The sequence below is a fragment of the Coprobacter sp. genome (assembly GCF_982436375.1).
This window is the reverse complement of record NZ_CEWDCG010000099.1, coordinates 1-10,523: the sequence shown is the minus strand read 5'-3', so window position 1 is coordinate 10,523 and position 10,523 is coordinate 1. Positions and strand designations below refer to the sequence as shown.

Sequence of the window (10,523 nt, the reverse complement as noted above, 5' to 3'; positions counted from 1 at the left end):
GGCACTGAAAACGGATGTCATTCCGATTTTTTTTCCTAATAATCCTGGCATTTCTCTTTAATTAAAAAATTACACTTTAATTTCTACTTCTACACCGCTCGGCAATTCCAATTTCATCAATGCATCTACAGTCTTTGCAGTAGAACTGTAAATATCGATCAGCCTTTTGTAAGAAGACAATTCAAATTGCTCTCTCGACTTTTTATTGACAAAAGTCGAACGGTTTACAGTGAAAATACGTTTGTGTGTAGGCAAAGGTATAGGTCCGCTTACAACAGCCCCGCTTGCTTTCACAGTCTTTACGATCTTCTCAGCCGATTTATCAACCAAGTTATGATCATAAGATTTCAATTTAATTCTAATTTTTTGACTCATTCGTGTTTTATTGATTTGAAAAATTAAAAACATATTAAGCAGCAGGTTAAGAGTCATTCGCTAACCTGCTACTTTTTTATTATCTTATAATAAATCTACGCGTCCTTGAGCTTCAGTCAATACTTGTTTTGCAATTGCTGTGCTGACCTCTGCATAATGAGAGAACGTCATAGTAGATGTTGCACGTCCTGAGGTAATCGTACGTAAAGAAGTCACATATCCGAACATTTCTGCCAAAGGAGCTTTCGCTTTCACGATACGAGCACCTGAACGGCTTGATTCCATTCCCTCTACCTGACCACGACGCTTGTTCAAGTCAGAGATCACATCACCCATGCTTTCTTCCGGAGTCACAACTTCGATCTTCATAATCGGCTCGAGCAACACGGGTTTTGCTTTTTCACACGCTTTTTTAAACGCTTGAATAGCACAAACCTCGAATGATAACTGGTCAGAATCGACAGGATGGAAAGATCCGTCAATTACAGTAACCTTCAACTGATCCAGCGGATATCCGGCCAATACACCGTTTCTCATTGCCGTAGTAAAACCTTTTTGGATAGAAGGGATGAATTCTTTGGGGATATTACCTCCTTTGACTTCATCGACAAACTGCAATCCGCCTTCAAAATCAGAATCTGCAGGTTCTACACGAACAATAATATCAGCAAACTTACCACGTCCACCCGTTTGTTTTTTATAAACTTCACGAAGTTCAACCGGTTGAGTAATAGCCTCTTTATAAGACACCTGAGGACGACCTTGATTACATTCGACTTTAAACTCACGTTTCAGACGGTCGATAATAATATCAAGATGAAGCTCACCCATACCGCTAATAACCGTCTGGCCTGTTTCCTCATCGGACTTAACAGTAAAGGTTGGATCCTCTTCTGCCAATTTCTGCAAACCGAGACTAAGTTTATCCATATCCTTTTGAGTTTTAGGCTCAACAGCAATACCGATAACCGGATCGGGGAAGTCCATAGATTCAAGAACAATCGGAGCATCTTCTGCACATAGAGTATCACCGGTACGGATATCTTTAAAACCAACACCGGCACCGATATCACCACAACCGATAACGTCCTTAGGATTTTGTTTATTCGAATGCATCTGGAACAAACGAGATACACGTTCTTTCTTTCCCGAACGAGTGTTCAGCACGTACGATCCGGCAGGAATTTCTCCTGAATAAACACGGAAGAAACAAAGACGTCCCACATACGGATCGACAGCTATTTTAAATGCCAAAGCAGACATCGGCTCTTCCGAAGACGGTTTTCTTTCAATTTCTTTATCCGGATCATTAGGATCATGACCAATAATAGCCGGAGTATCTACAGGACTCGGCAGATAAGCACAAACGGCATTCAACAAAGTCTGAACCCCTTTATTTTTGAAAGAAGACCCGCAAAGCATCGGAACGATTTGCATCGCCAAAGTACCTTTACGAATAGCGGCACGTATTTCATCCTCCGTAATCGTAGCAGGATCATCAAAGAATTTTTCCATTAATGCATCATCGCATTCCGCAACTTTTTCAAGCATTTTTTCACGCCATTCTTCAGCTTCTTCTTGCAAACTTGCCGGAATTTCTTCGATCGTAAAATCTGCACCCATCGTCTCATCATGCCAATAAATAGCCTTCATAGTGATCAGGTCGACCAGTCCTTTGAATGTTTCTTCCGCTCCAATAGGAATAACAATCGGACAAGGATTTGCACCGAGTACGTCTTTCAATTGACGCACTACTTCAAAGAAGTTTGCCCCTGAGCGGTCCATCTTATTCACATAACCGATACGCGGAACATTATATTTATCAGCCTGACGCCATACTGTTTCAGACTGAGGCTCAACACCACCTACAGCACAAAATGCAGCAACAGCTCCATCCAATATACGGAGCGAACGTTCTACCTCTGCGGTAAAATCCACGTGCCCCGGAGTATCGATCAGGTTTATCTTAAATTTATCTCCAGCATAATTCCACCATGTAGTAGTCGCAGCAGAGGTAATCGTAATACCACGTTCCTGCTCCTGCTCCATCCAGTCCATTGTCGCTGCCCCGTCATGTACCTCACCGATTTTATGAGTCAATCCGGTATAGAAAAGAATACGTTCAGAAGTCGTAGTCTTTCCGGCATCGATATGTGCCATAATACCAATATTTCTGGTATATTTCAATAATTCATCAGCTTTTGCCATCGTTGTATTCCTTGTTTATTTTCAATTAAAATCTAAAGTGAGCAAATGCACGGTTAGCCTCGGCCATTTTGTGCATATCTTCTTTCCGTTTGAAAGCTCCGCCCTGTTCATTATAAGCGTCAACGATTTCTGCAGCCAACTTGTCTGCCATCGTCTTACCGCCTCTTTTACGGGCATACTGTATTAAATTTTTCATTGAAATAGATTCTTTACGATCGGGGCGGATTTCCGTAGGAACTTGAAATGTAGCACCACCCACACGGCGAGATTTCACCTCTACTTGAGGAGTAATATTTTCCAATGCTTTTTTCCAAATTTCAAGAGCCGATTTTTCGTCATCAGACAATTTCGTCTTTACATTTTCCAAAGCAGTATAGAAAATCGTATAGGCAACATTTTTCTTGCCATCATACATTAAATGGTTAACAAACTTCGTAACCTTAACATCACTGAAGACCGGATCAGGAAGAACGACCCGTTTCTTTGGTTTTGCTTTTCTCATTTTTACAAAAAATTGTTGTTCTTGTTTTTGGTTGCTTATCACATCTTCAACAAAGCCCGCCGGCTTTATTTACTCAACCTAATCAGCCTATCCAATAAACTCAAACTAGCGTTTTACACTAATTTTAAATTCTCTTCTTTGTCCCTCGACAAAATTACTTTTTACCTTTTGCTGCAGGAGCACCCGGTTTCGGTCTCTTAGCACCGTATTTTGAGCGGCGTTGCGTACGGCCACCAACACCTGCAGTATCCAAAGTACCGCGAACAATGTGATAACGCACACCCGGAAGGTCTTTCACACGACCACCCCGTACCAATACGATAGAGTGTTCTTGCAAATTGTGTCCTTCTCCCGGAATATAAGAGTTAACCTCTTTACCATTTGTCAAACGCACCCTTGCTACTTTACGCATTGCAGAGTTAGGCTTCTTGGGAGTCGTAGTATAAACCCTGACACAAACCCCACGTCTTTGAGGACATGAATCCAATGCAGGAGATTTACTTTTGTCTTCCAAAACAACCCGTCCTTTTCTTACTAATTGCTGAATTGTAGGCATTTCTTAGAACTTTTTTTAATCTTTAAATTTATAAATCGCAATTTTTTATTTCTACGTAAAAGACGCCAAAATAGCCATTACACCCTGCCTATCAAATAGTTACATAAGTGCACCGGCCTATTTTACCATCAAAAACGATGCAAAGATAACCACTAAATCATTAGAAACCAAATAAAAAGAGAATAAAATTCTCGCAACTTCACACTCTTTCTAATGCACATCAAAAACTCAAAAAAAATAACGAGAAAAAAATCTGTACATTTAAAGAAAAGAGGACAATCCCACTACAGAATCGTCCTCCATCTTCCAACTTTAAATCAAACTAAATAACAACACAACAAATTACATAAAATCAACCAAACCTCATCGAATCAATTTTTCGATCGGCAAACCTTCATTTTTCTCTCACGAAGTATAAGATAAACAAAATATCTTGTATTTTTGTTCATGAACACTCCAAATTTTATCTTTATGCAGCTTATAGGAAACCAAACAGAATGGGCTAAAGCGTATGCTTTACTACATATAATCAATGAAGGAAATATTTATTTTTACAAAGATAATTTTCAAAACGAATACTCTTTCTATCCGGTTTCAAAACTTATAAGAAACGACGAATGCGGAAAAATAACATATCAACTGACACCGACAGAAGTCTTAGTCAGACGGGGTGAAGAGACTCAAAGAATGCCTCGTATAAAATGTAAAAATGCTGCTACAGAAATTCTTTCGACCTTACAAGAGACAAAAGAAAGCGATTATTCCGTTTCAAACTGTGATCCTATTCTCGAAACTCTTCATTATACATGGTTTCAAAGCACAGCAGATGACAAAAGCGATTTTTCTGTCATTTATTTCGATCCGGAAAAAGAGATCGCTCAACGCCAAGAAATTACTGTTTGTATAAAATCCAAATGGAACATATTGCCTGCCAACCGAGCAAACAATCTGAAATACGATATCCAGAATGTTAAATTCTCCAACCCTGAAAGCAATCGTATCAACAGAATTGACGGAGCTCAAGAAGTACAGCAACGGCTTACAGAAATTTACAGATTGGGAGGAAAACTTAAATATACAACGGCCGAAAACAAATTCTTTTTAGAAAATCTATGCATGATAGACCTGCATTTCCCAAAATTACTTGCAGAAATAACACGGTTATTTTACACAACCGGATTGTCCGCAATCCCTGAAATAATAACCGAAATAAAAAATACTAACCCTTATAAAATAAAAGAGGAGTTAATTTACAAAAACAATTTTTACGAATACAAAGTACAACAACTTTTATATGCTTTAGCCACAGGCTTACGATCGACAAAACGCTATCGAGGATACGGACACACTCGGACATTTGCCATAATCGACACATGCGGAGAAATCGAACTACTTGATTCAACAAAACGAACTGAATTTGACAGATATCTTTATCAAAACGCAAAACTATCTATGGGAAATAGTAAAACACATAAATTCGGATTTGTCGAGAAAGAAAATGGACAATGGTTTATCAAGCTCAATATCGAAATAATAATATAAACAGATAATGCTACTACAATACAAAAATAAAAATGTTGTCGAAGCCGGATGCGATGAAGCCGGCCGCGGTTGTCTGGCCGGTGCTGTATATGCAGCAGCGGTCATTTTACCATCCAATTTCACATGCGAGACATTAAACGACTCAAAGAAACTGACCGAAAAACAACGATATGAACTCCGCCCTTTAATAGAAAAAGAAGCTATCGCTTGGGCTGTAGGCTGCGTATCACCGGAAGAAATTGACAAAATAAATATTCTGAACGCATCTTTCCTTGCAATGCATCGTGCCATCGAACAATTATCAGTACGCCCCGAGTATCTTCTAATCGACGGCAACCGATTCAAACCGTACCAAAATATTCCGCATAGTTGTGAAATAAAAGGAGACGGACGTTTTCTATCAATCGCAGCAGCATCCGTGTTAGCAAAAACATATCGAGACGATTATATGAATGTCCTTCATGAGCAATATCCACAATATAACTGGGATAAAAACAAAGGTTATCCCACTAAGGCTCATCGAACCGCAATCCGAGAATTCGGAACTACACCTTATCACCGAATGACCTTCCAGCTTCTCGAACGACAGCTCGAACTGTTCTGAATCTCTAATGATAAATCCATTCTCAAAAGTAGAAAACTATTTAGAAGAAAACATCCTATTGGAAAGAATCGGTTTTTCCAGCAAAAGCCACGATAAAACAGAAAGAAGCAACGTACCCACAACGCAAAAAGCAAAACAAAGAATATGACTTTTTTCATTAATACCCAACCAAACAGAGAGCTGGATAACCGGAAAATGAAACAAATAGATTCCGTATGCTACATTTCCGAACTTACGCATAAAAACAAACCATTTTATATAATACGCACACCCGATAAGCACCACAGCAAAAGCTAATGGCTCAACATATATCAATAAAGGCACATCATATCTAAAATAGCACACCAATACTGCAACCGGGAACAAAAACTTAATATATCTACGGAAATAATCAAAACACAGCAAAACCAATGTTCCGGAATAAAAATAAAGGAGTTGCCCGCCCACCTGTCTTTTCAAAATTCCGAATATTTCATTCCCCGTTTTCTCATTCAAATAATAAAATAATTCATTATATAATGTAGAAAATATAAATATGACAATAAAAACAGGAAAAGGCCGAAACCTTTTCATCAAATAATATACTATCGGCACTGTTATATATAACAGAATTTCCACCTTCATCGTCCATAGAGAACCGTTTACGGCTTCACCCTGAAAACAGCCGGGCAAAGCAGGCTCAATAAAATTAAGAAAAGAATAATTTGCCACAATATATTTCCATAACTGAGCCGAGAACAAATATTCTCCCACAGGAAGAGTAGAGACCAATACTCCCCCCATCCAACACAAAGTCACAATAAAAACATAGGGAGGCAATATCCGACGAGTCCGTCTCTCTGTATAATGACGGATATCGGGATTACGCATATAACTATAAAAAACAAGAAAACCGCTTAAAATAAAAAATCCATGTACCGCATCCACAGAACTCATCGGGAAATAATACGGAATTCCGGTAATCACCCTAAAATGACCGACCAGTACGGCAAAAGACAAAAAATACCGGATAATATCAAAGCTGTTTTCTCCTTGTATTACCTCTCCCGCCGATTTCCCTATCCATAACTTTCCGGAAGTTCTCATACCGACCCAAATAAAAACGATTGAGTAATGAGTATCTCTTAAGAAATACCACAATACTCAATCGTTAATCACATTATTATATCTGTTAATTAGCTACACGTTCCAACCACTTCACCATAGAAAGCATCACAATCATCGATGCGGCAGTCGCACCGACAAACACTAACCAACAAGCCCAAATCGGCACAGTAGTATATAAAATACCTCCGATGAACAACAAGGAGTTACCTACTGCTGTCGCAGCAAGCCAACATCCCTGCATCAATCCCTGCAAATGGGGAGGTGCTACTTTCGATACGAAAGATAATCCTAGCGGAGAAATGAACAACTCCGCCACGGTAAGAATAAAATACAAACCGATCATAATCCATGGAGTCACCCGAATTGCGTCAATTTCTGCAGTAGTCATTGAACTTAAAGCATCCTTTGCCGGCAAAGTTAAAGAGAATACCATCAAAAAGACATACGCCAATGCTGCTATACCCATACCGATAGCGATCTTCATCGGAGTAGAAGGTTCTTTCCCTTTTGCCTTCAACATCCCGAAAAACCACATGATCAATGGAGTAAGAGCTACAACAAAAAACGGATTTACACATTGAAATATTTCCGCTCCCTTAATCTGAGTAAACCCTAAATCAATATTTATTACACTCAGGTCCACATAATCCCGGGCAAAATACGTCAACGAATATCCATTCTGATGAAAAGACAACCAAAAGAATATAACCACACCGAACACGGCAAACAGAGCATAAATACGTTGTTTTATTTCTGTGGCACTCATTTTTATATCTTCTCTGCTCACCGCAGAAACTGTATCAGCATTGCTGTTCTCTTTTTTAGCCGGATCTGGGAAACGGTTCTTATTTACCACATAAATAACCAAAGAAATCAACATAGCCACGATTGCTGCCATAAAAGCATACTGAAATCCCCGGTTAAACACATCCAGATAACTGTTCACAAATACATTCATATCTGTTACCTGCGTACCATCCAGGCAAACGTTATTAGCTAAAGTGTTCAGATTATCCATAGCCTGTGCAGGCATACTGCTTCCTTGCTCTAAATACTGATGACAAAGCTCGGGTAACGATGCATCATAATCAAAATGGTTTACTTTCAGCCACCAGTTTCTCACTCCGATTGCAATCCACGGAGCAAAAAATCCCCCGATATTGATAAACATATAGAAAATCTGGAATCCCGAATCACGTAAACTCGAATATTTCGGATTATCATACATCTGACCGACCAATGCTTGCAAATTTCCTTTAAATAGACCATTCCCGAAAGCAATTACCAATAATCCGAAACATGTAAGTGCCAGATAAAGCCCTAAACTCGGAACAGGAGTCGGGGTAGGAATAGCGATAATAAGGTAACCAACAGCCATCATAATCAAACCGGCAAGAATCGTTCCCTTAAAATTCTTTGTCTTATCGGCAATCACTCCTCCCACCAATGCAAGTATATAGATCGAAGCATAAAACGCAGAATAAATATATCCGGTCGTAGTCTCAGACAATCCGAACTTTGCAGAAATAAACAACGTCAGAATTGCCATCATAATATAAAAGCCAAAACGTTCTCCCATATTGGCAAGAGCCGCGGCAATTAATCCTTTAGGGTGCTTTTTAAACATAATGTAAGATTTATAGTTAAATAATTATTTTAAGTAGTTATTTCTCATTCTTGACTTTAAAAGCTAACGCATAAAGATGCATCTGCTTCACCATCGACAACAGTCCGTTTGAACGGGTCGGAGACAAATGCTCCTTCAGACCGATTTTCTCGATAAAATACAATTCCGAATTCAATATTTCATCCGGTGTATGACCCGAAAGAACATTTATAAGCAACGAAACCAGACCTTTCACAATCACAGCATCGCTTTCCCCTTGGAAAAAGACCTTTCCATCTTTATAATCAGCCTGTAGCCACACGCGGCTCTGGCATCCTTCAATCAGATTATTCTCGGTTTTATATTTTTCATCCAAAGGTTTCAAAGAGTTGCCCAAGTCGATCAACAAAGCATATTTGTCCATCCAATCGTCAAAAGCCGAGAACTCTTCTACAATTTCATCCTGTAATTCATTTATAGTTTTCATATCCCGTTCATTAATTTACTCATTATATATAACTGCCAATACAGTCTGTCCGACAGCCTTTAAAGTCTCCTTATCGATATGATCCATCGTATCGTGTACCGTATGCCACTGCGAATTAAATCCCGAATCAGAAGATGCATCATACTGTATTATATCGATACTCGGAATGCCCATTTTATTGACATATACATGATCATCGATAATGTATCCCCCCTCATTATCGGAAAAATATTTCCCATAACCTAAAGACTGTGCTTTCTTCCAAACTTTATCAACAATCCCCGGAGCATACTGTAATGAAGCTTTTTCACGAGCAAAAACAGCATTTTCCCCGCCTACCATATCCAACAAAATTCCGAAACGTGCCCGATAACCGGGACGATGCGGGCGACGCACCCAATATTGAGTACCCAATGCCCAAGAATCCTGCACTTCAGAATGAGTCGAAAAATAGGGTTGACCGTAATCTTCTGCATCGAAAAAGATAATATCTACACCCACTTGAGGAGACTTCATTCCGATCTGCCGGGCAATTTCAAGCAAAGCTCCCACGCCACTGGCTCCATCGTTAGCCCCCAAAACAGGCTTCCGATGATTCGCCTCATCCGGGTCATTATCGGCAAAAGGACGACTATCCCAATGTGCGAACAGCAATATCCGATCCGTTTTCTCAGGACTAAAAATTCCTATTATGTTCTTCGCATGTAATACAGTCCCGTCAAAAGCAACCACATCTGCATCCTGCACCTGTACCTCCGCACCATGACGGTTCAATTCCGAAGCCAGATAAGAAGCCGTAGCCAAATGTTCCGGAGTATTAGGTATCCGATACCCGAAATCTACTTGCTTTTGCATATATGCATACGCACTATCTGCATTAAAAACAGGGACATCGACAACAGGGACACTCTCTTGAACAGATGACGAAACAGTTTTATTTTTACAAGAAACCAATTGAAACAACAATAGTCCCGCTACACAGAGAAGAGGGACGAACATTCGTTTTCGGTTAAACATATTTATAGACATCTTATTTCTTTTTAGAACAGACACCGTCTTTCATAAGCAAGAAAACCTTGTAAAGATACAGGATTTTTCTACGAATACAGTAAAACGATCCGTTTGTTTACACTTTTTAAGGGGTAAGATCAATAAACCCGTTGCACCTGATCCATCACACGCAAAAAGTTCCCTCCCCATATTTTTGCAAGATCGTTCTCCGAATATCCCTGCCGAATCAATTCTTTAGTAATATTTATCAACTCATTTGCGGCATCACATCCCGGAATTCCCCCTCCTCCGTCAAAATCAGAGCCAATGCCGACATAATCCACACCCACCAGTTTTACAACATGATTGATATGCTCTACGATACATTTTACATCAGTATTCTCCTTTGAAGTGAGAAAATTCAAATACAAACAAATCTGGACAACACCTCCGTGGCGGGCTAAAGCAACGATCTGCTCATCGGTCAAATTTCGCCGATGGTCACAAATAGCACGGCATGATGAATGCGATGCTATAATCGGAGCT

Annotated in this window: 11 protein-coding genes; 2 read left to right on the top strand and 9 right to left on the bottom strand. The window is 39.5% G+C overall.

Annotated features, from left to right (window positions below):
- Positions 1 to 69: 69 nt before the first annotated feature.
- From rpsJ to rpsL, 4 genes are all read right to left on the bottom strand, one after another.
- A complete protein-coding gene (rpsJ, locus tag AC1WHX_RS07140) occupies positions 70 to 375 on the bottom strand; it encodes a 30S ribosomal protein S10 (RefSeq protein ID WP_021929244.1) in 306 nt (101 codons plus the stop codon).
- A gap of 84 nt (positions 376 to 459) precedes the next feature.
- A complete protein-coding gene (gene fusA, locus AC1WHX_RS07135) occupies positions 460 to 2,583 on the bottom strand; it encodes an elongation factor G (RefSeq protein WP_122338040.1) in 2,124 nt (707 codons plus the stop codon).
- Positions 2,584 to 2,608: 25 nt separating this feature from the next.
- The gene (rpsG, locus tag AC1WHX_RS07130) at positions 2,609 to 3,085 is read right to left on the bottom strand and encodes a 30S ribosomal protein S7 (protein ID WP_009318496.1); all 477 of its coding nucleotides are present in this window, start codon (positions 3,083 to 3,085) and stop codon (positions 2,609 to 2,611) included.
- A 154-nt stretch (positions 3,086 to 3,239) separates the two neighbouring features.
- A complete protein-coding gene (gene rpsL / locus AC1WHX_RS07125) occupies positions 3,240 to 3,641 on the bottom strand; it encodes a 30S ribosomal protein S12 (RefSeq protein WP_009318495.1) in 402 nt (133 codons plus the stop codon).
- Between the two features lie 471 nt (positions 3,642 to 4,112).
- Here rpsL and AC1WHX_RS07120 point away from each other — a divergent pair, with 471 nt between their 5' ends.
- Positions 4,113 to 5,183, top strand: a complete 1,071-nt coding sequence (locus AC1WHX_RS07120; RefSeq protein WP_302545303.1) for an HpaII family restriction endonuclease — start codon at positions 4,113 to 4,115, stop codon at positions 5,181 to 5,183.
- 7 nt (positions 5,184 to 5,190) lie between these two features.
- Entirely contained in the window at positions 5,191 to 5,787 is a 597-nt protein-coding gene (locus AC1WHX_RS07115; RefSeq protein ID WP_302545302.1) for a ribonuclease HII, read from the top strand.
- Between the two features lie 36 nt (positions 5,788 to 5,823).
- Here AC1WHX_RS07115 and AC1WHX_RS07110 read toward each other — a convergent pair whose 3' ends face one another.
- The 5 genes from AC1WHX_RS07110 to AC1WHX_RS07090 form a co-directional block, all read right to left on the bottom strand.
- On the bottom strand, positions 5,824 to 6,873 hold the full coding sequence (locus AC1WHX_RS07110) for an acyltransferase family protein (protein ID WP_039928181.1): 1,050 nt from the start codon (positions 6,871 to 6,873) through the stop codon (positions 5,824 to 5,826).
- A gap of 85 nt (positions 6,874 to 6,958) precedes the next feature.
- Positions 6,959 to 8,521: a peptide MFS transporter gene (locus AC1WHX_RS07105; RefSeq protein ID WP_122338037.1), complete on the bottom strand. Its 1,563-nt coding sequence runs from the start codon at positions 8,519 to 8,521 to the stop codon at positions 6,959 to 6,961.
- Between the two features lie 37 nt (positions 8,522 to 8,558).
- Positions 8,559 to 8,987 carry a SufE family protein gene (locus AC1WHX_RS07100; protein WP_009318490.1) on the bottom strand — a complete coding sequence of 143 codons (429 nt, stop codon included), beginning with the start codon at positions 8,985 to 8,987 and terminating at the stop codon, positions 8,559 to 8,561.
- A gap of 15 nt (positions 8,988 to 9,002) precedes the next feature.
- Positions 9,003 to 10,016 (bottom strand): M28 family peptidase, encoded by a 1,014-nt coding sequence (locus AC1WHX_RS07095; RefSeq protein WP_417039892.1) that lies wholly within the window; start codon positions 10,014 to 10,016, stop codon positions 9,003 to 9,005.
- A gap of 119 nt (positions 10,017 to 10,135) precedes the next feature.
- Positions 10,136 to 10,523, bottom strand: a 388-nt coding sequence (locus AC1WHX_RS07090; RefSeq protein WP_481229067.1) for a dipeptidase, incomplete at its 5' end; no start/stop codon positions are given.

What these genes read in the sequence shown, in the direction of transcription:
- rpsJ (WP_021929244.1), bottom strand. Translation starts at nt 375, where the DNA reads ATGAGTCAAAAAATTAGAATTAAATTGAAATCTTATGATCATAACTTG.
- fusA (WP_122338040.1), bottom strand. Translation starts at nt 2,583, where the DNA reads ATGGCAAAAGCTGATGAATTATTGAAATATACCAGAAATATTGGTATT.
- rpsG (WP_009318496.1), bottom strand. Translation starts at nt 3,085, where the DNA reads ATGAGAAAAGCAAAACCAAAGAAACGGGTCGTTCTTCCTGATCCGGTC.
- rpsL (WP_009318495.1), bottom strand. Translation starts at nt 3,641, where the DNA reads ATGCCTACAATTCAGCAATTAGTAAGAAAAGGACGGGTTGTTTTGGAA.
- AC1WHX_RS07120 (WP_302545303.1), top strand. Translation starts at nt 4,113, where the DNA reads ATGCAGCTTATAGGAAACCAAACAGAATGGGCTAAAGCGTATGCTTTA.
- AC1WHX_RS07115 (WP_302545302.1), top strand. Translation starts at nt 5,191, where the DNA reads ATGCTACTACAATACAAAAATAAAAATGTTGTCGAAGCCGGATGCGAT.
- AC1WHX_RS07110 (WP_039928181.1), bottom strand. Translation starts at nt 6,873, where the DNA reads ATGAGAACTTCCGGAAAGTTATGGATAGGGAAATCGGCGGGAGAGGTA.
- AC1WHX_RS07105 (WP_122338037.1), bottom strand. Translation starts at nt 8,521, where the DNA reads ATGTTTAAAAAGCACCCTAAAGGATTAATTGCCGCGGCTCTTGCCAAT.
- AC1WHX_RS07100 (WP_009318490.1), bottom strand. Translation starts at nt 8,987, where the DNA reads ATGAAAACTATAAATGAATTACAGGATGAAATTGTAGAAGAGTTCTCG.
- AC1WHX_RS07095 (WP_417039892.1), bottom strand. Translation starts at nt 10,016, where the DNA reads ATGTCTATAAATATGTTTAACCGAAAACGAATGTTCGTCCCTCTTCTC.